Annotated in this window: 23 protein-coding genes and 1 pseudogene; 10 read left to right on the top strand and 14 right to left on the bottom strand. The window is 73.1% G+C overall.

Annotation, left to right across the window (positions count from 1 at the left end):
- Window positions 1-134: 134 nt before the first annotated feature.
- Together ACWGJ5_RS12920 and ACWGJ5_RS12915 are read left to right on the top strand one after the other, a co-directional pair.
- The gene (locus tag ACWGJ5_RS12920) at window positions 135-929 is read left to right on the top strand and encodes a VOC family protein (RefSeq protein ID WP_453309770.1); all 795 of its coding nucleotides are present in this window, start codon (window positions 135-137) and stop codon (window positions 927-929) included.
- Window positions 930-962: 33 nt separating this feature from the next.
- Entirely contained in the window at window positions 963-1,658 is a 696-nt protein-coding gene (locus tag ACWGJ5_RS12915) for a ribonuclease H family protein (RefSeq protein WP_453309769.1), read from the top strand.
- 15 nt (window positions 1,659-1,673) lie between these two features.
- Here the strand turns inward: ACWGJ5_RS12915 and melC2 are convergent, their stop codons facing one another.
- Both melC2 and melC1 read right to left on the bottom strand, forming a co-directional pair.
- On the bottom strand, window positions 1,674-2,495 hold the full coding sequence (melC2, locus tag ACWGJ5_RS12910) for a tyrosinase MelC2 (protein ID WP_453309768.1): 822 nt from the start codon (window positions 2,493-2,495) through the stop codon (window positions 1,674-1,676).
- A gap of 34 nt (window positions 2,496-2,529) precedes the next feature.
- Window positions 2,530-2,916, bottom strand: coding sequence for an apotyrosinase chaperone MelC1 (melC1, locus tag ACWGJ5_RS12905; RefSeq protein WP_453309767.1), 387 nt, complete (start codon window positions 2,914-2,916; stop codon window positions 2,530-2,532).
- A 334-nt stretch (window positions 2,917-3,250) separates the two neighbouring features.
- Here melC1 and ACWGJ5_RS12900 point away from each other — a divergent pair, with 334 nt between their 5' ends.
- The 6 genes from ACWGJ5_RS12900 (at window position 3,251) to ACWGJ5_RS12875 (ending at window position 9,261) form a co-directional block, all read left to right on the top strand.
- Window positions 3,251-4,453, top strand: a complete 1,203-nt coding sequence (locus ACWGJ5_RS12900; protein WP_453309766.1) for an FAD-dependent monooxygenase — start codon at window positions 3,251-3,253, stop codon at window positions 4,451-4,453.
- Window positions 4,454-4,518: 65 nt separating this feature from the next.
- Window positions 4,519-5,340 carry a lipase family protein gene (locus ACWGJ5_RS12895; protein WP_453309765.1) on the top strand — a complete coding sequence of 274 codons (822 nt, stop codon included), beginning with the start codon at window positions 4,519-4,521 and terminating at the stop codon, window positions 5,338-5,340.
- A 98-nt stretch (window positions 5,341-5,438) separates the two neighbouring features.
- Complete coding sequence (locus ACWGJ5_RS12890; protein WP_453309764.1) at window positions 5,439-6,938, top strand: MDR family MFS transporter; 1,500 nt, start codon at window positions 5,439-5,441, stop codon at window positions 6,936-6,938.
- Entirely contained in the window at window positions 6,935-7,543 is a 609-nt protein-coding gene (locus ACWGJ5_RS12885; protein ID WP_453309763.1) for a TetR/AcrR family transcriptional regulator, read from the top strand. Before ACWGJ5_RS12890 ends, ACWGJ5_RS12885 begins: the two co-directional genes overlap by 4 nt.
- Window positions 7,544-7,675: 132 nt before the next feature.
- The gene (locus tag ACWGJ5_RS12880; protein ID WP_453309762.1) at window positions 7,676-8,659 is read left to right on the top strand and encodes an aldo/keto reductase; all 984 of its coding nucleotides are present in this window, start codon (window positions 7,676-7,678) and stop codon (window positions 8,657-8,659) included.
- 53 nt (window positions 8,660-8,712) lie between these two features.
- Window positions 8,713-9,261: a DUF6328 family protein gene (locus ACWGJ5_RS12875; RefSeq protein WP_453309761.1), complete on the top strand. Its 549-nt coding sequence runs from the start codon at window positions 8,713-8,715 to the stop codon at window positions 9,259-9,261.
- Here the strand turns inward: ACWGJ5_RS12875 and ACWGJ5_RS12870 are convergent.
- The 11 genes and pseudogenes from ACWGJ5_RS12870 to ACWGJ5_RS12820 form a co-directional block, all read right to left on the bottom strand.
- Window positions 9,233-9,655, bottom strand: coding sequence for a VOC family protein (locus ACWGJ5_RS12870; protein ID WP_453309863.1), 423 nt, complete (start codon window positions 9,653-9,655; stop codon window positions 9,233-9,235). The genes ACWGJ5_RS12875 and ACWGJ5_RS12870 overlap by 29 nt on opposite strands.
- A 218-nt stretch (window positions 9,656-9,873) precedes the next feature.
- Window positions 9,874-10,299, bottom strand: coding sequence for an SsgA family sporulation/cell division regulator (locus tag ACWGJ5_RS12865; RefSeq protein ID WP_453309760.1), 426 nt, complete (start codon window positions 10,297-10,299; stop codon window positions 9,874-9,876).
- A gap of 63 nt (window positions 10,300-10,362) precedes the next feature.
- Complete coding sequence (locus tag ACWGJ5_RS12860) at window positions 10,363-11,403, bottom strand: hypothetical protein (protein ID WP_453309759.1); 1,041 nt, start codon at window positions 11,401-11,403, stop codon at window positions 10,363-10,365.
- Window positions 11,404-11,524: 121 nt separating this feature from the next.
- Entirely contained in the window at window positions 11,525-12,496 is a 972-nt protein-coding gene (locus ACWGJ5_RS12855) for an LLM class F420-dependent oxidoreductase (RefSeq protein ID WP_453309758.1), read from the bottom strand.
- Between the two features lie 49 nt (window positions 12,497-12,545).
- The gene (locus ACWGJ5_RS12850) at window positions 12,546-14,111 is read right to left on the bottom strand and encodes a serine/threonine protein kinase (protein WP_453309757.1); all 1,566 of its coding nucleotides are present in this window, start codon (window positions 14,109-14,111) and stop codon (window positions 12,546-12,548) included.
- Between the two features lie 197 nt (window positions 14,112-14,308).
- Window positions 14,309-15,271, bottom strand: coding sequence for a threonine/serine dehydratase (locus ACWGJ5_RS12845; RefSeq protein WP_453309756.1), 963 nt, complete (start codon window positions 15,269-15,271; stop codon window positions 14,309-14,311).
- 100 nt (window positions 15,272-15,371) lie between these two features.
- Window positions 15,372-16,391, bottom strand: coding sequence for a polyprenyl synthetase family protein (locus ACWGJ5_RS12840; protein WP_453309755.1), 1,020 nt, complete (start codon window positions 16,389-16,391; stop codon window positions 15,372-15,374).
- Window positions 16,388-17,431, bottom strand: a complete 1,044-nt coding sequence (locus ACWGJ5_RS12835) for a tetratricopeptide repeat protein (protein WP_453309754.1) — start codon at window positions 17,429-17,431, stop codon at window positions 16,388-16,390. Before ACWGJ5_RS12835 ends, ACWGJ5_RS12840 begins: the two co-directional genes overlap by 4 nt.
- Before the next feature lie 169 nt (window positions 17,432-17,600).
- Window positions 17,601-18,278: an AIM24 family protein gene (locus tag ACWGJ5_RS12830; protein WP_453309753.1), complete on the bottom strand. Its 678-nt coding sequence runs from the start codon at window positions 18,276-18,278 to the stop codon at window positions 17,601-17,603.
- Window positions 18,279-18,334: 56 nt separating this feature from the next.
- Window positions 18,335-18,610: pseudogene (locus ACWGJ5_RS12825) on the bottom strand (CAP domain-containing protein); the annotation flags it as partial.
- Window positions 18,611-18,733: 123 nt separating this feature from the next.
- The gene (locus ACWGJ5_RS12820; protein WP_453309752.1) at window positions 18,734-19,942 is read right to left on the bottom strand and encodes a serine hydrolase domain-containing protein; all 1,209 of its coding nucleotides are present in this window, start codon (window positions 19,940-19,942) and stop codon (window positions 18,734-18,736) included.
- A 319-nt stretch (window positions 19,943-20,261) separates the two neighbouring features.
- On the opposite strand from ACWGJ5_RS12820, the gene ACWGJ5_RS12815 reads away from it, so the two are divergent.
- Window positions 20,262-22,052 (top strand): M4 family metallopeptidase, encoded by a 1,791-nt coding sequence (locus ACWGJ5_RS12815; RefSeq protein ID WP_453309751.1) that lies wholly within the window; start codon window positions 20,262-20,264, stop codon window positions 22,050-22,052.
- Between the two features lie 600 nt (window positions 22,053-22,652).
- On the top strand, window positions 22,653-23,933 hold the full coding sequence (locus tag ACWGJ5_RS12810; protein ID WP_453309750.1) for an SGNH/GDSL hydrolase family protein: 1,281 nt from the start codon (window positions 22,653-22,655) through the stop codon (window positions 23,931-23,933).
- Here the strand turns inward: ACWGJ5_RS12810 and ACWGJ5_RS12805 are convergent.
- Window positions 23,888-26,851 (bottom strand): helix-turn-helix transcriptional regulator, encoded by a 2,964-nt coding sequence (locus tag ACWGJ5_RS12805; RefSeq protein WP_453309749.1) that lies wholly within the window; start codon window positions 26,849-26,851, stop codon window positions 23,888-23,890. The genes ACWGJ5_RS12810 and ACWGJ5_RS12805 overlap by 46 nt on opposite strands.
- Window positions 26,852-26,915 lie beyond the last annotated feature (64 nt).

Raw genomic sequence — 26,915 nt, 5'->3', positions numbered from 1 at the left:
CCACTCCCATTGTCCGGGCGCTTCCCCGGTTCGGCGCGCGGGCCGACGGGCGGATCGCTAGCGTGAGCTTCGGGACGTAAGCCTCACAGGCGGGGGACCATCCGTACGGGACCGAAGACCAGGAGGCCGTGAGCATGGCCGTACAACCCGAGGGAACGCCCTGTTGGGCCGATGCGATGTTCAACGACGTCGAGGGAGCCAAGCGGTTCTACGGCGACGTCCTCGGCTGGACCTTCGGCGAGTCGTCGTCGGAGTACGGCAACTACACGCAGGCCTACGCGGACGGCAAGGCGGTGGCGGCCGTGGTCCCGCCCATGCCCGGCCAGGAGGGCCAGTCGCAGTGGTGCCTGTACTTCGCCTCGCCGGACGCCGCCGCGACCGCGGAGAAGATCCGGGAAAACGGCGGCGAGGTGCTGATGGAGCCGATGCAGGTCGGCGACTTCGGCACGATGTGTCTGGCCCGCGAGCCCAGCGGGGCCGTCTTCGGCGTCTGGCAGGCCGGCAGCCACGAGGGCTTCGAGGCGACGGCGACCCCGGGCGCCTACTGCTGGGCCGAGGTCTTCACCCGTGAGCCCGAGAAGGCCGACACCTTCCTCTCCGCCGTCTTCCCGTACCGGATGAAGGACATCGTGGACGACGCGGTGGACTTCCGGATGTTCGACGTCGGCGAGGAGACCGTCCTCGGCCGGATGCGGATGACCGACGACTTCCCGCCCGAGGTGCCGTCGTACATCAACGTCTACTTCACCGTCGACGACTGCGACGAGGCCGTGGCCCGTGCCACCAAGCTCGGCGGTGTCCTCCGCTTCGGGCCGATGAGCAGCCCCTTCGGCCGGTTCGCGGCGCTCAGCGACCCGCAGGGCGCGAACTTCTCCGTGATCGACATCGCGACCACGGAGGGTGAGATGCCCAAGGTCAAGGACGTCTGACCCGACCGTGACGGGGACCGGCGCGGCCATGGCATGATCGTGCGTATGCGTGAACGTGTGGTGGCCGCGTGCGACGGTGCTTCGAAGGGAAACCCCGGGCCGGCCGGATGGGCATGGGTGGTCTCGAACGGCGACGAGCGGACCCCCGCCCGCTGGGAGGCCGGGCCGCTCGGCCGGGCCACCAACAACGTCGCCGAACTCACCGCCCTGGAGCGACTGCTCACGGCCGTCGAGGCCGACGTGCCGCTGGAGATCCGCATGGACTCCCAGTACGCGATGAAGGCCGTCACCACCTGGCTGCCCGGCTGGAAGCGCAACGGCTGGAAGACCGCGGCCGGCAAGCCCGTCGCCAACCAGGACCTGGTCGTGCGCATCGACGCGCTTCTCGACGGCCGCACGGTCGAGTTCCGCTACGTACCGGCCCACCAGGTCGACGGCGACCCGCTGAACGACTTCGCCGACCGCGCCGCCAGCCAGGCCGCCTCCGTGCAGGAGGCGGCCGGCAGCGCACTCGGCTCGCCCGAGCCGCCGCCCTCGCCCGACACCCCGAAGGCGGCCGCCCCGCGCAGGAAGGCGCCCCGCAGCACCGGCGGCGCGGCGTCCTCCCGCACCATCAAGGCGAAGTTCCCGGGCCGCTGCCTGTGCGGCCGCTCCTACGCGGCCGGCGAGTCCATCGCCAAGAACGCGCAGGGCTGGGGCCACCCGGAGTGCCGCACCGCCGAGGCCTGATCACACCGGAGCAGATCAGCTGTCGAACGTGTAGTACCGCGTGTGGTCCATCAGGTCCGCCGGACGCACGTCGTTCCACGGCTTCATCGTCTCGCCCAGGTCCACGACGTCCGGCGTGCCGCCGGCCGGCACGTACCCCGCGTCCGGGTGCCGCCGCTGCCACTGAGCCCACAGCTTGTCGACGTAGGCGTGGTGCAGCCAGAACACCGGGTCGTTGGGGGAGACCCCGGTGGCCATCTGCCCGCCGACCCAGACATGGACCCGGTTGTGCAGATTGACCCCGCGCCATCCCTCCAGGTTGTTGCGGAAGCCGTCCGAGGCGCTGTTGTACGGCGCCATGTCGTACGTCGGCATCGACAGCACCGACTCCACCTCCGCCCGGGTCGGCAGCTCGCGCACGGCCGTGCCGAGCGAGCGGCGCAGGAAGGTACGGCCGTCGACGCGTATGTTCAGCGGCCAGTTTCCGGTGGAGCCGGCGAACGGGCCGTCCGTCACCCGACCGTCCGTGCTCCGCCCGGTGCCGCCGAGGAAGTCCGGCGCCCACAGCGAGGCACGCACGGTGCGGTCGGTGCTCCAGTCCCAGTACGGCAGCGCGACCGAGGAGTCCACCGACTGCAGCGCCCGCTCGAAGTCGAGCAGGAATCTGCGGTGCCAGGGCAGGAACGACGGTGAGCGGTGGCCGGTCCGCTCGCCGGTGTCGGTGTCCGACATGATGAACTCGTTGTGCGTGCGGACGAACTCGTCGTAGCGCCCGTTGCGCTTGAGTTCGAGGACGGCGGACACGAACCGCTTCTTCTCGTCGGCGGTCAGGGTGGCCTGGTTCTTGCGTACGGTCATGGTGCGCGATGCTCCGAAGTCCTTGCGGGGGCGGTCAGTTGGCGGGGAAGGGCAGCAGCGGGGCGCCCTGCAGCTCGTCCACCGCGGCCCGGGCGGCGGCGCGCGGGGTGGGCACCGGGGCGTAGTGGCTGACGACGCTGATCCAGCTGCTGTCGGCGTTGCGCATCACGTGCAGCTGGACGCCGTCGATCAACACCTCGTACCCGCCGCCGTGCTCGTGGTGATGGCCGCCGTGACCCATCGTCATCGGCCGACCCTGTATCCGGCGGCCCTTGTAGACCTCGTCGAAGGTCTCCGGCATCGGCATGGGCTGGTCGTGGCCGGCGGCCGAGGCGGCGGGTGCCGCGAGGGTGGTCACGGTGGCCGTCGCGGCGAGGGCCGCCGTCGCGGTGAGCGCACGGCGCCGGGTGATGTCGGGCATACGGATCCTCCTGGAGGGTGTTCCGGTGGGTGACGACGCATGCCTATCGGGGGCTTCGGGGCGGGAAGAAATCGCCCGGAGCCGGTTGGCTACGATCCGGACAATTGCCCACATGTCATACAGATTTGAACGAAGGTGATCTTGCTGTGACCGGGGGGTGATGTGCCCCGGAACAGGGAATTCCTTGCCGCTGCGGCCCCGATTCCACGGATCCTTCTCGTCCGCGGTCCGTCCGAGTGGCCCTGATCACCACGCCAAACTGACGCGATCGGGCGGCCCAGCCGCCCTGCTACCCTGCGTTTCCGTCCGACCGCATAGGGTGACTGTCAGGGGTGTGCGCGTGAAGGTCGTCTGCGTCGGAGGCGGGCCCGCGGGTCTGTACCTCGCCATCCTGCTCAAGCGACAGAACCCGTCCCATGACATCACCGTCCACGAGCGCGACCCCGAGGGCTCGACCTACGGCTGGGGCGTGACCTACCGGCGCGGCCTCCTCGAACGGCTCCGGGAGCACGACCTCGCCTCGGCGCGCGCCATCGAGGACGCTTCCGTCCGCTGGAGCGACGGCGTCGCCCACGTGGGCGGCCTGACGATCCGACACCACGGTGACGAGGGCTTCGGCATCGGCCGCCACCGGCTGCTCGGCCTGCTCGCCGACCGGGCCCGCTTCCTCGGCGTCCGGCTGGAGTTCGCAAGCGGGATCACCGAACCGCCGGCCGGCGCGGACCTCGTCGTCGCGGCCGACGGGCCGCACAGCACCCTGCGCACCCGTCGTACCGCGGCCTTCGGCACCCGGATCACCCCGGGCCGCAACCGCTACGTCTGGCTCGGCACCACCAAGGTCTTCGACGCCCTCACCTTCGCCTTCACCGAGACCGAGCACGGCTGGATCTGGGTCTGCGGCCACGGCTGCGGCGGCGAGCACAGCACCTGCGTCGTCGAGTGCTCCCCGGAGACGTTCACCGGGCTCGGCCTGGACCGGGCGACGCAGGCGGACGGCCTCACCCTGCTGGAGCGACTCTTCGCCGACGTCCTCGACGGCCACCCGCTCACCGGCCGCCCCGGCGCCGGCTGGCTGACCTTCCGCACCGTCAGCAACCGCACCTGGCACCACGGCAACCTGGTGCTGCTCGGCGACGCGGCCCACGCCACCCACTACTCCGGCGGCGCCGGCACCGCCCAAGCGCTGGAGGACGCCATGTGCCTCGCCCGCGCCCTGCACGAGCACACCGGCCTGACCGACGCCCTCGCCGCCTACGAGCACCGGCGCACGGCCGAACTGCTGCCCGAGCAGAGCGCGGCGCGCCACAGCGCCCAGTGGTACGAGAACCTGTCCCGCTACATCCACCTCCCCCCGCACCGGATGTTCGCCCTCCTCGGCCGGCGCCACTCGCCCCTGCTGCCGTACGTCCCGCCGCAGCTGTACTACGGCCTCGACAAGGCGGCCGGCCGGCTGAAGGCGCTGCACAGGTTCAAACGGTGGCTCGGCCCCAGGGCGGCGCGCCCCCCGCACGCCTGGTCCCCGGCCCGGCGCGGTTAGGTCCCCGCCCGTTCCCGCCGCCCCGGCACCCCCTGGTTTCCCCCCACACCCGAGGAGTCCCGTCCATGGCCGTACCCGTCTCGTTCGACCAGACCTCCGCCGGCTACAGCCTGCAACGCGCCTACTGGCTGGCCCGCGCCGCCGACCTGGCCTACAAGGACCCCGCCGTCGTCGAGGACCAGGCCGCCCAGTGGGGGTTCGACCAGGTGCGCCACCACGAGACCCGCTTCACCCCGCCCTTCCCGCTGCAGGACACCCAGGCGTACACCGTGGCCAGCGACCGGATGATCGTCACCGCGTTCCGCGGCACCGAACCCACCCGGATCAAGGACTGGCTCACCGACGCCACCACCCCGCCCAGGCCCGGACCCGGCGGCAACGGATACGTCCACCACGGATTCGCCGAGGCCCTGGAATCGGTCTACCCGGCCGTCCACCGGACCCTCGCCGAGCTGCGCACCGACGGCCGGACCGTGTACTTCACCGGGCACAGCCTGGGCGGCGCCCTCGCAATGCTGGCCGGCGCCCGGATGTATCTGGAGGACCCGCACCTGGCCGCCGATGGCGTGTACACCTACGGCCAGCCGCGCACCTGCGACCGGCTGCTCGCCGAGGCGTTCCACAAGGGATTCGGCGGCCGCATGTACCGCTTCGTCAACAACAACGACATCGTGCCCCAGCTGCCGCCCGAGCCCGCCTTCACCCATGTCCGCGCCCTGCGCTACATCGACTCGCACGGCCGGCTGCACGAGAGCATGCCGATGCTGTCGGCGCTCACCGACCGGGCGACCGGACTGACCGCCGACGCCTTCGCACCCGCCTCCGACGGCATCCGAGACCACTTCATGCACAACTATCTGGCGGCCCTGGAGAAGAACCTCGACTGAGTGCCCCGCGCCGGTACCGGAAACATTGGTGAATGGCCATTCACCCGATAAGGTGAATGGCCATTCACCGAGCACCGTGCCGTCCACAGGAGCGCAGAATGGACCAGTCCGCCCCGATACCCCGGCCGCCCGGCCCGGTCATGCCGCTCCCGCTGCGGGACCGGCTCACCATCCCGGTGCTGGCGTCGGGCGGCATCCTCATGGCGGTCATGCAGACCGTCGTCGTCCCCCTGCTGCCGGACCTGCCCCGGCTCACCGGCGCGTCCGCCGCAACCGTCTCCTGGACGGTCACCGCGACCCTGCTCTCCGGCGCCGTCCTCACCCCGGTGCTCGGCCGGGCCGGCGACATGTACGGCAAGCGCCGGGTGCTCACCGGTGCGCTCGCCCTGATGACCATCGGCTCGGTGCTGTGCGCCCTGACCTCCGACATCGGCGTCCTCATCGCCGCCCGCGCACTCCAGGGCGCCGCCGCCTCCGTCGTACCGCTGTCGATCAGCATCCTGCGCGACGAACTCCCGCCGGAACGGCGGGGCTCGGCGGTGGCGCTGATGAGCTCCACCGTCGGCATCGGCGCCGCGCTCGGCCTGCCGCTCGCCGCGCTGGTCGTCCAGTACGCCGACTGGCACACCATGTTCTGGCTCACCAGCGCCCTGGGCGCGATGGGCGTCGGCGCGACCTGGTGGGCGGTCAGGGAGTCGCCGGTGCGCGAGCCCGGCCGGTTCGACGTGCCCGGTGCGCTGGGGCTCGCCGCCGGGCTGGTGTGCCTGCTGCTGGGCGTCTCGCAGGGCGGCTCCTGGGGCTGGGGGAGCGCCCGGGTCCTCGGGCTGTTCCTCGGTGCCGGCGTCGTCCTCGCCCTGTGGTGGTGGCAGCAGCTGCGCGCCGAACGGCCGCTGGTCGACCTGCGGTTGGTGGCCCGGCCGCGGGTGGGCCTGTCGCATGTCGCCGCCCTGCTCACCGGGTTCGCCTTCTACGCCAACTCGCTGGTCACCGCCCAGCTGGTCCAGGCACCGAAGGCCACCGGCTACGGCCTCGGCCTGTCGATCGTCGCCACCGGTCTGTGTCTGCTGCCCGGCGGGGTGACCATGCTGCTCCTGTCGCCGCTGTCGGCCCGCATCTCGGCCGCGCGCGGCCCGCGGATCACCCTGGCGCTGGGTGCCGCCGTCATCGCCTGCGGCTACGGGGTCCGCATCGCCGACAGCCGCGACCTGTGGTTGATCATCGGCGGGGCCACGGTCGTGGCGAGCGGGACCACACTCGCCTACTCGGCGCTGCCGACGCTCATCCTGCGGGCGGTACCGGCCGGGCAGACCGCCTCCGCCAACGGCGTCAACGTCCTCATGCGCACCGTCGGCCAGGCCACCTCCAGCGCCGCCGTCGCCGCCGTCCTCGTGCACCACAGCAGCCCCGTCGGCGGCGTACCGGTCCCCACCCTGCACGGGTATCTGCTCGCGTTCGCGATGGCGGGCGCCGTCGCCCTCGCCGCCTGCGCCGCCGCCCTGTCCATCCCCGGCGACGGCGCCCCGGACGGCACCCGCCGTGCCACGGACGCCACCCGCGGCGCCCGCGGCCAGGCCATGGAGGGAGCACAGGAGACGTGAGCACGCCACCCGCACCGGGCCTGTCCGCCCGCCGCGACGCCGAGGCCACCAAGGCGGCCATCCTCACAGCGGCCCGCCACCTCCTCGCCCGGCACGCGCACGCCGACATCACGCTCAGGGCCGTCGCCGAACGCGCCGGTGTGAGCCCGCCGTTGATCGTGAAGTACTTCGGCAACAAGGACGCCCTGTTCGCCCGCGTGATGTCCTTCGACACCGACGCGGACGCCCTGCTGGACGCGCCGCTCGCCGGCCTCGGCCGGCACATGGCCCGGCACGTCCTCGCCAGCCAGCGCGAGCGCGGCGCCGATCCGCTGCTGCGCATCGCCTTCGCCCCGCTGCACGGCGACCGCGGCGACATCCTGCGCGCCAACTTCCGCGCCCAGGTGACCGAACGCCTCGCCGCCCGGCTCACCGGCCCCGACCCCGGCCTGCGTGCCGAACTCGCCGTCGCCGCACTCGTCGGCCTCGGCGTGATGTACGGCATCGCACGCGGCCCGCACCTTCGGCAGACCGACGTCGACACCATCGCCGACCGCTACGGGCCGCTCGTCCAGGCCCAGTTGACCCCGCACAGCCGACCCAGCGAGCCTCGCCCGGCCCGGTGAGCAGGGCCTCCGCGGACCCGCGGAAGGCCGCGTCGTCGACGAAGGTTCCGTCGGGGCCGGGCGGTCGTCGGGGCGCGGACGCTCCGTGGGGAGTTCGGGCGCGCCCCGGTGCCGGATGACACACTGGGCGCCATGGACGAACGTGTAATCGGCAGGTCGGGACAGTGGGCATCGGTGATCGGGCTCGGCACGTGGCAGCTGGGTGCCGACTGGGGCGACGTGGACGACAAGGAGGCGCTGTCCGTTCTCGAGACCGCGGCCGAGGCGGGCGTCACCTTCTTCGACACGGCCGACGTGTACGGCGACGGACGCAGCGAGGAGACCATCGCCTCCTTCCTGCGCGGCCGGCCCGACCTCCATGTCCTCGTGGCGACCAAGATGGGCCGCCGGGTCGAGCAGATCCCCGAGAACTACGTCCTGGACAACTTCCGTACCTGGAACGACCGCTCCCGCCGCAACCTCGGCGTCGACCGCATCGACCTGGTCCAGCTGCACTGCCCGCCGACGCCCGTCTACTCCTCCGACGCGGTGTTCGACGCCCTGGACACCCTGGTCGAGGAGGAGCGCGTCGCGGCCTACGGGGTGAGCGTGGAGACCTGCGCCGAGGCGCTGACGGCGATCGCCCGGCCGAACGTGGCGAGCGTGCAGATCATTCTCAACCCGTTCCGCATGAAGCCCCTGTACGAGGTGCTCCCCGCCGCCCGCGAGGCCGGCGTCGGCATCATCGCGCGCGTGCCCCTCGCCTCCGGCCTGCTGTCCGGCAAGTACACCAAGGACACGGTGTTCGCGGCCGACGACCACCGCACCTACAACCGGCACGGCGAGGCCTTCGACCAGGGCGAGACCTTCTCCGGCGTCGACTACGAGACGGGTGTCGAGGCCGCCGCCGAGTTCGCCGGGCTCACTCCCGAGGGCTACACCCCGGCCCAGCTGGCGCTGCGCTGGATCATCGAGCAGGACGGCGTGACCACGGTGATCCCGGGCGCCCGCAAACCGGAGCAGGCCCGGGCGAACGCGGCCGCCGCCAAGCTGCCGCCGCTGCCGGAGGAGACGTTCACCGCGATCCGCGAGCTGTACGAGCGGCGGATCAGGGAAGAGGTCGAACACCGGTGGTAGGCACTCCCGTACCCACCGTTTGAACGAACGGCCGGGCGGTTACACGACACCGCATGACGGAGGAAGGACGGCGCAGGGGGCGCAACGAGACCGAGGAGGAGCGGGCCGACCGGATGTGGGCCGATCTCATCCAGGAGGTCCGCGTCGCCCAGACGGGCGTGCAGATCCTGTTCGGCTTCCTGCTGACCGTCGTCTTCCAGCCGAAGTACGCCACGCTGCCCCACGCCGACCAGGTCATCTACATCGTGACCGTCGTCCTGGGCGCCTGCACCACCGGGGCCCTCATCGGTCCGGTCTCCCTGCACCGGCTGGTCTCCGGCCGCCGGGTCAAGCCGCGGGCGGTGCGGCTGGCGTCCCGGATGACCCTGGTGGGCCTGGTCATGCTGCTCGCCACCATGACATCGGCGCTGCTGCTGATCCTCCGGGTGGCCACGCACGGCACCTGTGTGCCGGTCCTGGTGTCAGTGGTCGTCGCCTGGTACCTGCTGTGGTGGCTCGGCCTGCCCCTGTGGGCCCGCCGCCGGCACACGTCCCCGTCCGGCGACGAGGACGTGCGCCCGCCCGGGTCCCCGGCTAGGGGCGGACGTACGGCCGGGTCATGATCTCCATGTTGTGCCCGGCCGGGTCGGCGAAGTAGGCGCCGCGGCCCCCGAAGAGCCGGTTGATCCGCCCGGGCTCGCTGTGGTGCGGGTCGGCATAGTAGGTGACGCGGAGCGCCTCCAGGCGGGCGATCATGCCGTCGAACTGCTCGTCGGGCACGAGGAACGCGTAGTGCTGCGGCTGGACCGGGGCGTCGCTCTTCTCGTAGTAGTCGAGCGTCACGCCGCCCCCGAGGCCGACGGGCAGGAACGGCCCGAACGGGGCGCCCACTTTCAGGCCCAGGACGGTGGCGAGGAATTCCGCCGACAGGCGCCGGTCCGTGGCGAGGACGGCGGTGTGGTCGAGCCGGACGGCGGGCGTGGGGGCGTGCTGCACGGTGGGCCGGACGGTCTGCATGGGCTTCAAGGGGGTCTCCGGGTGTCGAGGTCCGTGGGAAGGGCGGGCGCCCACGCGGGCGCCGGCCAGGAGCACTCGGAGACGGCGGCGGGTCTCCGGCCCGCCTCGCGCTCACGCCGGGGCCGGGAACCTCACTCGTGCGTGGCCCATGGCCGACCCGGCAGTCACCCGGATGACTTTACTGATCATCATCGGGCCGGGGCAACGGCCCGAGCTCTTCAGCCCGCGGAGAGGATCTCGGCCAACAGCGCGTCGACGGGGGCGCGTTCCCGACCCGGCGGCACGATCCGGTGGGTCTGCCGCAGGAACGCGGCGACCGCCGGCGCCCAGGCGAACACCACCGCGTGCTGCCGGCCGCCGTCCGGGCGGACGTCCCCGAGGAACTCCATGCGCAGCTCGTGCCACCCACCGGTCGAGGCCGGCCGCAGCCGTACGTCCCCCACGCCGACGGGCCGCGCCAGACCTTCCAGGAGCATCTCCCGGTCCAGCCGCCAGCAGGCCAGCACCCGGCCGTCGTGGCAGAAGACGGCGGTGACGGCGAAGGGGTCGTCGGCGTGGTAACTGAGATGGGCCAGCACGGGGCACCGGCCGGTGCCTTCCGAGCGGAGCTCCACCACCAGGGTCTTGTGCACGAACGCGGTCACGCGAGGGCCTCCCGGCGACGATCGGCTCAGGGCCCTCTAGTACCCCCGTGACGGCCGGGATGCTCAACCCTGCGACGGATTCCCGCCGGCTCCGCGCAGCGCGGCCAGACAACTGCCGATGGCCTGCTGGAGATCCTCCAGGCGCCGGACCATGTCGTCCTCGTAGAAGTCCTGGGCGTCGTCGAAGGTCAGCTCCTCGAAGGCCCTGGTCGCCTTCTGCAGGCTGCTGTAGAACTTCGTCCGCCGTTCCTGGACGCGCAAGCGGGGGTCGGCCTCGACCGCCTCGACGACGAGCGACTTCATGGTGCCGTAGGCCTCGGTGGCCCACTCGCCGGTGTCTTCGCCGTCCTCCAGCTCGTCGAGCAGCGACAGATGGCGCTCGGCCTCCTCGCGCAGCTCGGCCGGGGCGTCGACGGTCTGCCCGGCCGGCGTCCTGATCTGCCCGGACTCGGCGATCTGCCGGACGTACCCGATCCGGTCCGCGGCCCGGCTCTCGGTCGCGACGGCCTTCTTCAGGTCGTCGGTCCGTACGACGTCACGGGCCAGCTCCGCCTGCAGCCCGGGGTCCTCCTGCAGCCGGTCCAGCAGGGCGGCGCGGGCCGCTCGGGCGGTGGAGGGGTCGGCGAGGATGGCGGCGCGCAGGGCGGTCGGGTTCTCGGCGACCTCCAGTGCCTTGGTGGGGCGGATGCCCTCGGCCTCGGCGGCCTCGGCGATCGCGGTGCCGCGCTCGGAGGTCGCGCTGTTGCGGGAGACGTAGTAGCTCAGCCACACGTCCGCGTCCGGCAGTTCGACCTCCTGGCCCGGCTGAAGCGCCTCGAAGTGCGGCACGAGCCCGTCGTCGGCGGCCCGGTCCCAGGCCTTGTAGTAGCGCATGACCCGCTCCGGTGAGCAGCCGGCCAGCTGCGCGAACTCCTTCGCGGACACCTTCGGCGTCTCCCCGGCGGCCTGTCCGCCCGGCCGCACACTGCGGGCCACCATCAGCGCGAAGGCCCAGCTTCCGGCGCGCGCGTAGCCGCCGAACTCACGGGCGTCGCGCGCCACCAGGTCGGACAGCGGCTGCGCGGCCGGGGCGGACGTCTCGGACGGGTCGATGACCAGGGTCACGGATGACTCTCCTGCAGGCATGCTCAAGGGACCGCACCCGGGAGCGGGCGCAGACCGGAAAGCCTATATCGACGCATTGACCACGCTTCGGCGGTCCGGTTGGGGCCGGGTGTCCGGGCTGTCAGCCGAAGGCCTCCCGCAGCGCGGGCAGCAGGGTCTTCGCCGACCAGTCCAGGTACTCCGCCTGCGCGTCGCCGCCGATCTGCACGAGCGCGATCTCCCCGAACCCGGCCTCGGCATACGGCCGCACGGCCTCGACGAAGGCGTCCGGGTCGTCGCCGCACGGGACGGAGGCGGCCACGTCGTCCTCGTCCACGAACTGCGTCGCGGACTCGAAGGAGTCGGGGTGCGGCAGTTCGGCGTTCACCTTCCAGCCGAGCCCGAACCAGCGGAACTGGGAGTGGGCGCGCTTGACCGCCGTGTCCCGGTCGGGGTCGTAGCACACCGGCAGTTGGCCGACCCGGGGTTTGCCGCTGCCGCCGTGCCGGTCGAAGGCCTCCAGCAGTCCCCGTTCCGGTTCGGTCGCGATGACCAGGTCGGCGAGGTGCCCGGCGAGCTCGCACGACTGGTCGCCGGAGACGGCGATCCCGATCGGCGGGGGCTCCTCCGGCAGATCCCACAGCCGGGCCGAGTCCACGTCGTAGTGCGGCCCGTGGTGGGTGACATGGCCGCCCTCGAACAGGGCGCGGATGATCCCCACGGCCTCCTCGAGCATCTCGTGCCGTACGTCCACCGGAGGCCAGCCGGTGCCCACCACATGCTCGTTCAGGTTCTCGCCGGCGCCCAGCCCGAGCCGGAACCTGCCCTGGGACAGCAGCTGCACGGTGGCCGCCTTCTGCGCCACGATCGCGGGGTGGTAGCGCAGGATGGGGCAGGTCACATAGGTCATCAGCGGAATCCGCGAGGTGGCCTGGGCGGCGGCGCCCAGCACGCTCCACGCGTACGAGGAGTGGCCCTGCGAGCGCAGCCACGGAAAGTAGTGGTCGGAGATCACCGAGAAGTCGAACCCGGTCTCCTCGGCCCGGACGACGTGGTCCACGAGGTCCCGGGGGCCTGCCTGCTCGGTCATCATCGTGTACCCGATTTGCACCATACGTGGCGAGTCCCCGAGGTGGCGGCTGGAAAACGGACCACGGCGCCGGTCAGCCCTGCGGCAACCGGAACGTCTGCAGGAACGTCCTCAGCGCCAGCCGGTTCGCGGCGTCGTTCCAGGTCGCGGCAGGGGTCGTGAACCGCAGGGAGAAGGCGTCGCCGCGGCCGGTCAGGAAGCCGCGCCCGAAAGTGTGCACCCGCGCGTCCCCCGTCCCGGCCAGCCATTCCAGGTCGGCGGCCCTGTACCCCTCGTACGTGGTGGCCCGGACGGTGCCGATGCGCTGGTAGCCGGGGAAACGCTGCAGGCCGGGTTCGACGTCCTCCTGCCAGACGGCCACGGGATCCGGGCCGACGTGCTCGCTGTGCGTGACGGCGAGGGTGGGGGAGGTGCCGTCCCGGCCGAAGATGACGCGGTAGGCGCCGGTGGCGCGGGAGGTGGTCAGCCGCTTCCAGCCGGCCGGCAGGGCGACGGAGAAGCCCTCCGGGGCGGTGTAGCGGTGATAGCCGGCCGGCAGGCCGGCTGAGGCACTCGCAGTCGGGGTGGGGGAGGAGGGCGCGGTGCCCGCGGTGGGCCTGCCGGGCGGTCCGGCCGAGGTGGCGGGGTGGGCCGGTGCCTGCGCGCCGCCGGCGCCCGGCCCCTGGTGGGTCGCGGCCAGGACGGCGGCGGCGACGGTGACCACGGCCAGCGCGGTACCGGCCGCCAGGAGCCATCTGCCCGGCTCCCGCCCGGCGAGGCGGACACCGGTGTACGCGCCGCGCAGCCGGGGCACGGGAACCGGCTCCCGGTCGGCGTCGGCGTCCCCGTCGAGGGTCCGGATCAGGGCCTCCCTGACCACCGGCCGGGTCAGCCGCTCCCGCGAGTTCTTCCGCAGCAGCCCCTGCACGGCCTGGGTGAGCGGGCCCGTGCGCAGCGGGGTGCGCAGCGGCAGCCGGTCCACGGCCTTCAGCGTGGCGTCGGGCCGGCCGCGGTCGCGGAACGGCGGCCGACCCTCCACCATCGTGTACAGCAGCGCACCCAGCGCCCACAGGTCGGCGGCCGGTCCGATGCGCTCGTCGCGAGCCTGCTCGGGCGAGGCGTACGACGGTGCCGTGAGCCGTGGCACCAGGGTCGCGCCGGCCAGCCCGAACCCGGTGACGACGACCGGCCCGCTGTCCCGTACGAAGACCTGGCCGGGGCTCAGCTCGCCGTGGGTGATGCCCCCGTCGTGCGCGGCCTGCAGCACATCGAGCAGTTCCAGACCGACCCGGGCCGCCCGCGCGACGTTGAACCCGCCCTCGCGGCCGAGGAGTTCGTCGAGGGGCGTGCCGTCGATCCACTCGGTGACCGTCCACAGGGTGCCGGCCTCCACCACGGCGTCGACGACCGTGGCGACCTGGCCGGGGCACAGCAGCCGCATGGTCTCCGAGGTCCGCACGACACGGGCCGTGACCCGGCGCGCGGTGTCGTCACCGGCGGGCTCCGGCAGAGTGGTCTGGGCCACCAGCCGGGGCTGCTCCGCCGCCACGTCCTCGGCGTACCACCACAGGCGGTTCGTCTCGCGGGCGAAGACCTCCAGGAGCCGGTATCGTCCGGCGACCAACTCGTGAGCGGAGACGTGCGCCTTGGTCATGGTCATCCCTCGCTGAAACCCCTGTTTCGTGTCCTACAGAGGTACGCGGGGCGTGCCGGGGTGCGTTCAAAGAATCGCCAGTCCGGTGCCGTTCCTGCCTTTCATTCAATTCTTCGAAAGGGCTTGCGAGTTTGGGATGGCCGCACCCGGGGGTCGTTCGACCTGCGGGTAACCGAGGGTAAATTCCCGGGCGCGGCCCTGGCTCACAGCAGCCCGAACCGCTCGGCCCAGCCCGTCAGTTCCCGCGGTGTCGTGTTGCCGCCGCACACCACGAGTCCGATCCGGGCGCCGTCACCGACCCGGGCCGCGACCTGCCGGACCGCCGGCAGCAGACAGCCCGCGGCCGGCTCGGCCCACACCTTGGCGTGGTCGGCGAGGTCCAGCGAGCCCTGCACCGCGTCCCGGTCCGGCACCACGAGCACCTCCTCGACCAGCGCGGAGACATGGTCGTACGTCAGCTGGGACACGGAGGGCGCGCTGAGCGTGGTGACCAGGGACGACAGGGGTACCGGCACCGGTCCGCCCGCCCTCAGCGCACCCGACATGGCCTCGGCGCCCTCGGTCTCCACGCCCCAGACGCGCACCCCGGGACGCCGGGCGGCGAGGGCCGCCGCGACCCCGGCGATCAGCCCCCCGCCGCCGATGCTGACCACGACGTCCGTCAGGTCGTCCGCCGCGTCCTCGGCAAACTCCGACCCGACCGTGCCCTGCCCGGCGATCACCACCGGGTCGTCGAACGGGTGGACCAGGGTCAGCCCCTCGTCCCTGAGCCGCGTCACCAGCGCGAAGGCGCTGTCCATGCCGTCCGTCAGCCGCAGCTGCGCCCCCGCCCGCTCGGCGAGCGCGACGGAACGCGCGGGCGCGGTACGGGGCATGACCACGGTGGCCTTCACATCGAGGGCCGCGGCCATCACCGCGAGGGCGATCCCGTGGTTGCCGCCGCTGACGGCGACCACGCCCGCCGCTCGCTCCGCCTCGCTCAGCGACAACAGCTTCGCCGTCGCCCCGCGGGCCTTGAACGAACCGGTGCGCTGGAGCAGTTCGAGCTTGGCGGTGACCGGGACGCCGAGCAGCTCGCTCAGGCCCGGACTAGGCACGGTCGGCGTCCGTATGACATGCCCGGCGATCCGCTCCGCGGCGGCTTCGATCTCCCTGATGCCGATCAAGGTGCTTCACCCTTCCGGCGCGGGGGTGTTGGGCCGCGCCGTTCGCACCCTGACCCGTGCGGACTCCCGAGGTCAACACGGTTTCACCGGACGGCCGGGATCACAGCTGACGGTCCACCAGGTGATCGAGGAGCCGCAGGAGCTGCCCGGCGGCTCCGGCGGCCAGCGGTGCCTTCGTGAGCAGCGCCCGGGCGGCGGTGGTGTGGGCACGGGCTTCGGCCAGCGCCGCCGTACGCCCACCCGCCGCCTCGATCAGCGCGGCGGCCTCCTCGGCCCGCCCCGGAGAGTCGAGCAGTCCGGGCAGCCCGCGGGCCGCCGGGGAGCCGAGCGCGGCCAGCACCGGATACGTCTTCTTGCGCTGCCGCAGATCGCCGCCCACGGGCTTGCCGGTGACGGCCGGGTCGCCCCAGATGCCCAGCACGTCGTCGACCAGCTGGAAGGCGACGCCGAGATGCCGTCCGGCCCGGTCCAGCGCGCCCGCCTCGGCCTCGCCCGCCCCGCCGAGAACAGCGCCCAGCGCGGCGGAACAGCCCAGCAGCGCGCCGGTCTTGCCCTCCGCCATCGACCGGTACTCCTCGGGTGTGACCCGCTCCGGGCCGGTCCAGGGCCGGGTGGCGAACAGCAGGTCGTCGGCCTGCCCGCGGACCAGGTCGGCGAGAGCCGCCGACAGCAGCCGTACGGTGCCGGCGCCCTGCGGCGCGGTCGCGAGGGTCTCCACCGCCAGCGCGAACAGGGCGTCCCCGGCCAGCACCGCCGGGCCCGTGCCGTACGCCTTCCACACGGCGGGGCGGCGGCGCCGGGTCGCGTCGCCGTCCATGATGTCGTCGTGCAGCAGCGAGAAGGCGTGCACCAGCTCCACCGCGACCGCGGCCGGGACACCGGCCCGCCCGTCGGCGCCCGCCGCCTCGGCACCGAGCACCGCCAGCGCCTGCCGTACGCCCTTGCCGCCCATTGCGGCGGCGGGCGCCCCGCCGACCTCGCACCAGCCGAAGGAGTACCCGGCCATCTCGGCCACCCACGGATGCAGCCGGTCCACCGCCCCGCGCAGCGCCGGGTCCACCAACTCGCGGCAGCGGACGAGGACTTCGGGTGCGGACGGCGGCGCCTGTACGGCGGTCACCGGGCGACCTCCGCCGCCTCGAGGCCGAACTCCTCCTGGGCCCGCGCCACCATCTCCCGGGCGTGCTTGAGTCCGCTGCGCTCCAGCGTCCGTGCCAGGTCGGCGAGTTCGGCGGCGGTCTCGGCGCGGTCCCGGCCCAGCTGCGCCAGCGACTTGGCCAGGCCCAGCCGGGCCAGCGCCTCGCCGCGCGGCTCGCTCATCGCGCGGAACTCCTCCAGCGCCAGCTCGTACAGATCCCGCGCCTCGGTGTAACGGCCGGCCCGGTACAGGACGTTGCCACGCATCTTGTGGTTGTAGGCGAGCGCGCTGGAGAGGTTCATCGCCCGGCAGCCGGCTTCCGCGGTCGACAGCAGCTCCAGCGCCCGCTCGGTGTCCTTGTCGCGCACCGAGAGGATGTCGGCGAGTCCGCGCAGCGCCCAGGCGTGCCCGCGCCGGTCCTCCGCCCGCTCGGCTATCTGTGCCGCCTCCTCGAACAGCGCGTACGCCCGGTCGTGGTCCCCGGTGTTGCGGTGCATCTGCGCGATGCCCTCCAGCGCCCACACCGTGTGCCGGGCCTCGCCGCGCCGGCGTGCCTCGGCCAGCAGCTGCTCGTGCAGCCGGCCGACGGCCGCGTAGTCGCCCTGGATGCGGCCGGTCTCGGCGAGACCGGCCAGTGAGTAGCCCCGGCAGACGATGTCGCCGCCGCGCTCGCCGAGTTCGGCCGCGAGCCCCAGCAGCCGCCAGGCCAGCGGGAAGGCCCCGCGCTGCCGGGCGAGGGTGCCGCCGCTCCACAGCGCCCACGCCATCGCGGCGGTGTCGCCGGCCGCGCGGGCGGCGCGGTAACTCGCCTTCCAGGCCCGGTCCGCGTCCGCCGTGTGGCCGAGCCGCCGGTGCGCCTCGGCGACGGCGAGCCCGCAGCGGGCCGCCTCGGCGCTGCGTCCTGACCGCTCGGCCTCGCGCAGCTTCTCGGTGCCCTGCGCCAGCACATCGACCAGCGAGGAGTTCACGGACAGTGTGGTCAGGGCGCCCTGGTACTCCGGGGCGAAAGCCTTGCCGTACATGCGTGCCTTTCTATACACGACGCGTATACATCGCGTGTATACGTCGCGTGTATAGGATCTCGGAAATGCGCCCCGGCCGAGGGGACCGGGGCGTGTCGGTCTGTTGTCGATCAAGACGCGGGTACGGCGACGGGGGTTGCCCGTGCGGCGCGGATCACCCTGTGAAGGTTCAGTGCTGCTGGGACTTCTGCGGGGTCAGCTCGCTCGGACGCACCACGACGAAGCCCTCGCCCTGGAGCATCAGCTGCACGGCCTCGCCGGAACCGCCGCGCAGCATCGAGCCCATGGACTGGGAGCGGTGCAGCGAGGTCTGCAGGTGTGCCGTCCAGCCGACGACCGCATCCGTGTCGACGTACACCGGGGACTGCGCGGAGACCGGGATGACCAGCGGGTTGCCCTCGCAGACCAGCCCGAGCCGGCCCTGCCCGCTGAACACGCTGTTGAACAGGCCGCCGCCGGCGATGCCCGACCCCTTCACCGTCTTGATGTCGTACGACAGCGAGGCGTCGAAACACAGCACGTTGCGGCCGTTGACCGTGAACTGGTCGCCGGGCTCGACCTCGACGATGAAGCAGTTCTGCGCCTCGTGCGCGAACCAGGCCTCGCCCTGCCCGCGCACCGCCATGAGGGGCAGCCCCTCACCGGTGACCGCACGCTTCAGCATGCCGCCGACGCCCTGCCCCTTGCGCTCGAACCTGAGGCCGCCGCGATGGGCGATCATCGCGCCCTGGCGGGCGTACATCTCGCCGTTCACCGCGTACTTGATGCACTTGGCGTTCTCGACGGACATTCCCGGCTGCATGGCCGGCCGCACCACGTGCGCACTGGAAAAGAGGTCACCCTTCATGCGGGGCATGGTGTCCCGGAGGATGCCATTCCGCCAAGATCACGCAAAGTGCCGGCTCAGCCACCGAACAGCCGGGTCCCGTACGTGCCCGCGCGGCCGCCGCCCGCGAAGCCGACGCCTATGTGGCGGAACTCCCGCTTGAGGACGTTGGCGCGGTGCCCGGGGCTGTTCGTCCAGCCGTCCACGACCTCGGCGGGGGAGCGCCGGCCGCAGGCGGTGTTCCCGCTGATCGTGCGCCTGCGCGGCGGCCGTGAGCTGCGGGTCAGCCGCCGGCGGGGGCAGGCCGGCCCGGCCGCGCACCGCGCTCTCCACGACGGTGACCCGGGAGGCGCCACCGCGCAGCAGGGCCGGCTCGACGACCAGGGTGTCGCCGCGCGGTCGTACGTCCGCTGTTCGAGGCTGCGTCTGTCGGAGGGTTCCGGCCCTGCAGGGGCACGGAGCCAACCCTCCAACCCTCAGTCTCCCTCAGTCCCCTCAGCCCTCTCAGCCCCCTTCATTCCCTTGCTCCCGCAGAAGGCCGCTTCCAGCGCCCCCGCCAACGCATCCGCCGCCTTCCCGTTGTTGGACGTGGTGGCCATGGCCGTGAGACTCCGCGCCCCGTCCTGCGAGGCGAAGGCATACGTGTAGTACCCCTGCACGACCCCGGTGTGCCCGTACACCGGGACTCCGCACGACAGATCACGCCGCCGCAGCCCCAGCCCGTACGCCGTCGTGCTGTCGACCCGCGTGAAGCGTTCCATCTCCGCCAGCCGCGCCGAGGACAGCAGTCTGCCCCCGAGCAGCGCGCCGTAGAACGTGTCGAGATCCCGCGCACTGGAGATGATCGCCCCGGCGCTCTGCGCCCACGACACCGTCTGCTCGGTGGAGTCGACCAGCGGGTCGCCGGCCTTGTCCGGGGTGAGGTATCCGCGGGCGTACCGGCCGGGGATCCCCGTCTCGGGATGCACGTAGAACGTGTCGCGCAGGTTCAGCGGCTTGAAGACGCGGTCCTCGTACTCGGTCCGCACCGAGTGCCCGGTGAGCTTCTCGATGAGCATGCCCGCCACCACGAAATTGGTGTTGGAGTAGGAGTACGCGGCGCCGGGCGCGTTGGTGCGGGGCTTCTTCAGGGAGAGGGCGACCAGCTGACGGTAGGTGAAGACCTTGTTCCGCACCGCCTCGAAGCCGGACACGCTGTCGGCGAACATGTCGTCGGTGTAGTCGTACAGGCCACTGCGATGACCGAGCACCTGGCGGACCGTGATGCGGTCGTCCGGCAGCAGGCCCGGCAGATAGCGGTTGACCGGCGCGTCGAGCGCCAGCCGGCCTTCGTCGGCGAGCTGGAGCAGGACGACGGCCGAGAAGGTCTTGGTGACGCTGCCGACGCGGAACCGGTCGTCGGCGCTGACGGCCCGTCCCGTACTCCGGTCGGCGACGCCGCGTGTCGTCTCGTACGTCCGGCCGTGGTCGTCGACGCGGGCCAGGGCGCCCGGCGCGCCCCGGTCCACCGCGGACCGCAGCGCCGCGGCGAGGCCCGCGGTGTCGGGTGCCGGCGGCGCCGCCCGTGAAACCGCCGCTGCCGTCGGGGCGTCGGGCGCTGCCGTCGCGGCCCGCGCCGGGACCGCGAGGAGCGACAGCGCGACCGCTCCGAGGACCGCGCCCCGCCCCACCGTTGCCGAGACCATCCGCCACCCGCTTCCAGTGATACGAGTCAGTACGAGGTTTGATGCGACCTCGGTCACATTCCGGCGTTGGAACCTAGGGGATTGAGTCGCCGTCTCCACAGCCGACACACAGTCGGTCAGTAAGTGATCGCTCTATGGCACGCATTCGTAAAGGATTGCCATAGAAGGTCGCGAAATGGATCATTCCGTCTTTACGTGGACATGACTGATCGGTAAGGGTTACGCCTTGGGGCCCGACCAGCCCCCGTGACGCGGAACAGCGTCATGCCTCAAGGCAGTTGGTGACCCCGGCTGCCTCAGAACGAAGGAACCCTGATCCTTGCGTAGACCTCACATACGCAGTGTGGCCGTCGCCATCGCGGTGACGACCGCTGCCACGGGTCTGGCCGGTACGGCCTTCGCGGGTCCCTCCACGGGGGCGGAGCGGGCCTCGGTGTCCGCCACCACGAACGCCACCGGGGTGGTCGAGGCGGCGCGCACCGCGGCCTTCGCCCACGCCTCGGCGACCGGCGTCTCCCAGGGCGACGAACTGCACGCGCAGGACGTGATGCTCGACCCCGAGGGCGCCCGGCACGTCCGCTTCGTCCGCACGCACGACGGCATGCCCGTGCTCGGCGGCGACCTCGTCGTCCACCTCGACCACAAGCTGGCCTACGCCGGCGTGACCCGCGCCGCCGGTCACGCCGTCCAGCCGGCCACCACCAAGGCCAAGCTGACCGCGGACCAGGCCGCCGCCAAGGCCGCCCAGGCCGCCAAGGGCGACGCGGGCACTCCCCAGCTGGTCGTCGACGCGCGCGGCGGCTCCTCCGCCCTCGCCTACCAGGTGACCGTCACCGACCAGAGCGGCACCAACACCGTCGTCGTCGACGCCGTCACCGGCAAGGTGCGCAGCAACACGCCCGACAGCGACGAGTTCCTGTCGCCGAAGCTGCTGGAGAGCCTGCGCAAGCACGGCGAGACCATCGACCCGGCCACCGGCATCGGCACGGCCTCCCCGGAGGCCGGCCTGCTCGGCTCCGGCGTCGCAGGTGCCGCGGCGAGCTACCCGTCGGCCGCCAAGGGCACCGGCAAGACCCTCTTCGTGGGCAGCGTCGGCCTGACCACCACGCAGACCTCGCGCGGCCACTACCAGCTCAAGGACCCGAGCCGGTACGGCACCGAGACGCGCGACGCCAAGGGCAGGACCACCGAGAAGTTCAGCACGGGCACGGCGTTCACCAACACGACCAACGTGTGGGGCAACGGCACCACCAGCAACCGGGCCAGTGCCGCCGCGGACGCCCAGTACGGCATCACCAAGACCCTGGACTTCTACAAGGCCACCTTCGGGCGCAAGGGCATAGCCAACAACAGCAAGGCCGCCCAGGGCATGGTCCACTGGGGCAACAAGGTCGCCAACGCCTTCTGGGACCCGACCTGCAACTGCATGCTGTACGGCGACGGCGACGGCCAGATGTTCAAGAAGCCGCTCGTCGTCCTCGACGTCACCGGCCACGAGCTGACGCACGGTGTCGTGGACGCGACCGCGAAGCTGGAGCCGACCTACGTCGACTCCGACGGCAACCAGTACGGTGAGCCCGGCGCGCTGAACGAGTCGCTCGCGGACATCTTCGGCTCCAACGTCGAGTTCTCGGCCAACAACCCGAAGGACACGCCGGACTACCTGATCGGCGAGAAGCTGGGCCTCGCGCAGAAGTTCCTGCGCCGTCTCGACCACCCGTCGCTCGACAAGCTCGAGGGCACGATCGACTACTGGTCGCCGGACACCTACTACACCGAGGTGCACGCCGGGTCCGGTGTCTCCTCGCACGCCTACTACCTCCTCGCGGAGGGCAGCGGCAGCAAGACGATCAACGGGGTCAAGTACTACTCGCCGACCTACGACCACTCCACGGTCAAGGGCATCGGCCGTACCAAGGCCACCGCGATCTTCTACCGTGCGCTCACCCGCTACATGGTCTCCACGACCTCCTTCCACGACGCGCGCGTCGCGACGCTGAAGGCGGCCAAGGACCTGTACGGCGCGAACAGCACCGAGTACAAGACGGTGGACAAGGCGTGGGCCGCGGTCAACGTCACCGCCGCCAACACGCCGGCCGCCGGTCACTGACACGGCCGCCGCACCACCGGATGCCCCGCCTCGCGCGGGGCATCCGCATGTCCGGAGGCGTCCCGGACCGCCTCAACCGCCGCCCGGATTCCCGGCCATGAGCGCGCCCCTCCCGCCACGGCCCTCCCGACGACGCCCGGGGCGTCACCCACGCCGGCGCCGGTGCGGGCCCTGTCCGGCACTCACCGTACGGCGGCGGAACCGGCCGGGACACCGACCGCGCCGCGACCGTCGGCCCGCCGCGCGACCACCCACGGCCGACTCCCCCCGCCCACCGGCTTCGCTCCCGGCTACCTCGTGCGACCGCTCGCCCCCGGCGGGCGGCGGCCAATGCCCACGCCATCGCGGCGCAGCCGCCGACCTGCACCCTCCGGACCGCGAACCCACCGAGGTGCGCGTCCCCGGCGTCGGCGGGACCATGACCTGCGTGGGATACGCAGGCACGGCTCGCACGGCCCGCACGGCTCGCACGGCTCGCACGGCTCGCACGGCTCGCACGGCTCGCACGGCTCGCACGGCTCGCACGGCTCGCACGGCCCGCACGAACCGCACGGTCCGCATGCCGGCCGGCGGGTCCGTCACGCCGCGGGACCTCGTCAGATGACCGGCCGGACCGGAGGCGCCCGCCGCGTCGCCGCCGTCCTGCTCACGGCCGTCGTCTGCCAGCCCGCACCCGCCCGGTCGGCCCCTCCGCCCGCGTCCGCCGAGCGGGCCTCCGGGGTCGTCACCTGGGCGGCGAGCGCCGACCGCCTGGGCGAGGGCACCGCCGGAGAGGACTACCGGCTGATCGTGCACACCAGCGTCGGCGGCGACGATCCGCGCGTCCGCCTGAGCAACGCCTTCGGCGACCGGCCGCTGACCGTGGACAGCGTCTACGCCGGAGTGCGCGGCGAGGGAGCCGCCCTGCGGCCGGGCAGCAACCGGCGGCTGACCTTCGGCGGCGGTCGTACGGTCACCGTTCCGCCGGGCGCCACCGCCTGGAGCGATCCGCTGCCCGGCCGGCTGCGCGCCGGCACCGATCTGGTCGTCAGCCTGTACACCCCGGCCGCGGCGGGACCGGCCACCGGCCACTGGCTGGCGCTGCAGACCTCGTACACCGGCCGGGGCGACCACACCGCCGAGGAGAGCGGCACCGACTGGACGCGGACCACCCGCTCCTGGTGGTACCTCGACGCCGTGTCCGTACGGCCCTCCCGCCGCGCCACCGGAGCCGTGGTCGCGCTCGGCGACTCCATCACCGACGGCAGGCACTCCACCATGGACCGGAACCGACGCTGGCCCGACTACCTGGCCCGGCGCCTGAACACAGCGCACGCGGCCGTCCGAGGCGTCGCCGACGAAGGCATCTCGGGCAACCGGGTGCTCGCCGACGGCGTCGGGCAGAGCGCCCTGCACCGGCTGGACCGGGACGTGCTGTCCCTGCCCGGTGTGCGCACCGTCTTCCTCTTCGAGGGGGTGAACGACCTCAGGGCGCACCCGGGAGTCACCGCGCAGGACCTGATCGCCGGCTACCGGAAGATCGCCGAGCGGGTGCACGCGGCGGGGAAGTGCGTGGTCGCCGCCACGATCGGCCCCTTCCAGGGCCGACCGGAGTGGGACCCGGCCGCCGAGGCCGCACGCCGCCACGTGAACCGGTTCATCCGTACCAGCGGGGAGTTCGACGCCGCCGCCGACTTCGACCGCACCCTGCGCCGCCCCCACGACTCCGCACGGCTGCGGCCGGTCCTCGACGGCGGCGACCACCTCCACCCCGACGACAAGGGCATGCGGACGCTGGCCGACGCCCTCGACCTCCGCAGCCTGGACTGCACCCGCCGACCGGGGTTCCGGCCGGCTCACCCCGCCCCGGTGGGCTCCGGCGCGATCAGGCCCCGGCGGTAGGCGACCGCCACCGCCTCCGTACGGCTCGCGGCGCCCAGCTTGGCCAGGATGTTGGACACGTGCACGCTCGCCGTCTTGCCGCTGATGAACAGCTCCTCGCCGATCTGCCGGTTGCTGCGGCCCCGCGCGAGGAGCCGCAGCACGTCCTGCTCCCGGGCGGTCAGCGTCGTGGCACCGGCCGTGCCGGTCGCGGAGGCGGCGGTGAGGCGGCCCCGGCGGGTCAGCGCGTCGATCCGCTCCAGCAGCGGTGCCGCACCCAGCGTGGCCGCCGTCGCCCTCGCCGCACGCGCCTGCTCCGCCGCCTCCGCGCGCCGCTCGACGGACAGCAGCGCCTCCGCGTACCGCACCCGGCAGCGCGCCTGCTCGTACACATCGCCGTACGCGAACGCGGCGACCGCCTTCTCCCAGGCCGCCGGATCCGGGCCGGAGGCGGCCGTCGTCCACTCCGCCTCGGCGCGGGCGAGCCAGGCCTGGCCCTCCGGGCCCTGCGGACGGCCCTCCTCGTCCCCCGCGGCCGAGGCCCGGGCCTGCTCCACCAGCTCGGTCGCGGTGTCCGCCCAGCGGCGCAGCGCCGGCGCGTCCCCGGCACGCCGCAGTGCCACGGTCCGGTCGGCGACCGCCGTGAGGCAGAGCGCGGCGAGCCGGACGGTGACGTCGGGCCGCCGCCCCGAGACGTCGCCCAGCGCGGCGAGCGTCGCCCGCATCCGCTCCACGGCCGCCTCCGGGGCGCCGCGCAGCGCGGCAGCGTCGGTGAGGGCGATACCGGCGACCAGGGTGCCCATCCAGTTGAACGGCCCCTCCAGCAGGGCCTCGGTCCGCTCGACGGCCCCGGCGTCGCCCCGCGCCACCGCCACGTACAGCGCGGGACCTGCCGCGAAGGCGCCCGTGGCGGGCAGCACGGCCTCGGCCTCGGCCGCCGCGCCGAGGCACGCGTCCCACCGGCCGAGCGTGTACAGCGCCAGCAGCTGGAGATACCGCATCTCCAGCGGATAAGGCGAGGACAGCAGCCCGGTCCGGCGGGCCCGCTGAAGCGCCTCGGCCAGCAGGGGCAGGCAGGCCTCCGGATCGCCGGCTTCCAGACGGCTGATGGCCTGGTTGAACAGCGCGCGCATCTCCACCGGACCGTGCCCGGCGGACCGCGCCAGCTCCCGGGCCCGCCGCAGTCTGTCCCGGCCTTCCGCGGAGCGCCGGCCGCCGCCTTCGAGATTGGCCAGGGAGATCAGCAGATCGGCCTGGGCGTCGGCCATGCCCAGCTCCTCGGCGACGCGCAGGGCGCGGTGGGCGATGCTCAGGGCCGTCTCGTCCGCGCCGAGGTGACGGGCCGCCATGACATGGGTGGCCGCCGCCCACACCCAGGTCCGCGAGGGCGGCTCGGCGGGGATGAGCGCCAGCGCCTCGCTGCTGTACCGGAAGGCCGCCTTCAGCCGGTCCACGTGGAGCAGGTTGCCGGCCAGGGTGTAGCGGATCCGGGCGGCGAGCGCGGAGTCGGCGTCCTCGCCGACCTCGGCGAGCGCGGCCCGCGTCAGGGAGACCGCCCGATGGGAGTCGCCGGCCTGCGCGGCCGCGGCGGAGGCCCGCAGGGTCAGTGTGACGGGCGCGATCCCGTCGGCGCACGGCCGTTCCTCGGCCGGCACCGACGACCACAGGTCCAGTGCGGTCTCCAGATGCCGCAGCTCCTCGGCCGGCGCGCCCAGCCGCCGGGCGTGGTCGGCCGCCTCCAGACAGGCGGTGAGCGCCCCCGGCAGGTCGTGGCTCTCGTGGGCGTGGTGGGCGCGCTCGGCGGCGGTCTCCGGGGCGCGGCCGCGGGCGGCGAGCAGCCGGGCGTACGCCCCGTGCAGCCGGGACCGCTCGCCGGGCAGCAGGTCGGCGTAGACCGCCTCGCGGGTGAGGGCGTGCCGGAAGGCGTAGGTGTCGCCGTCCCCGGGCACGAGCAGCTGCCGTCCGACGGCCTCGCGCAGCGCCGCCTCCAGCTCCTCCTCGGGGAGCCCGGCCGCCTCGCGCAGCAGGTCGTGTTCCACCCGGCGACCGGCCACCGCGGCGGTGCGCAGCACCTGCTGGGCGGTGTCGGCCAGCTGCTCGACCCGGATGAGCAGCAGGTCCGCGAGCCCGCTGGGCACGCCGCCGGCGTCCGCGCCGGCCGCCGCGAACAGCTCCTGCGCGTAGAACGCGTTGCCCTCCGCGCGGGACACGATGCCGCGTACGACGGCCTCCGGCAGCGGACGGTCCTCCAGGGCCCGCACCAGCCGCGCGACCTCCGGATCGGGCAGCGGCCGCAGCTCCAGCCGCTCCACGGCCGGCAGCCGGACCAGTTCGGCGAGCAGCGGGCGCAGCGGGTGGCGGCGATGCAGATCGTCCGCCCGGTAGGAGGCGAGGACCGCGAGGCGCCGCTCCTGGCCGCCGCCCGGCCGGTGCAGCACGCCCCGGCTGAGCAGGAAGCGCAGCAGGTCCCGGGAGGACTGGTCGGCCCAGTGCAGATCCTCCAGGACCAGCAGCAGCGGCGCCACGGCGGCCAGTTCGGCCAGCAGCCCCGCAACGTCCTCGAACAGCCGCAGCCGCCCGTCCGGGCCGCCCGCCGGGTCCGTGCCCGCGCCCAGCAGCCGGTCCACCGCCGGATGCGCGGCCAGCACGGACGAGAAGCGTGCGTCGGCGGCGAGCACGCCGAGGATCTCGGTGAACGGCAGATACGGCAGACCCACGTCGCCGAGGTCCACACAGTGCCCGGTGACCACGGTGCTCCCCGCCCGCGCCGCCCGCCCCGCGACCTCGTCCAGCAGCCGTGTCTTGCCGACCCCCGCGTCACCGGCGAGCAGCACCGCCCGTGCCGCACCGGCCCGGGCACGCTCCAGCACGCCCATGAGCCGGGCCAGTTCCTCGTCCCGCCCGATCAACGGCGGGGCACTGAAGACGATCTGCGACACGCCCCATCCTGACACGCCGAGCGACCGAACGAGGCACCCGCAGTCGCCGTCCGCAGAGAACCCA

The sequence above is a fragment of the Streptomyces sp. NPDC054783 genome, from assembly GCF_053611725.1.
This window is presented reverse-complemented; position numbering and strand designations above follow the sequence as displayed.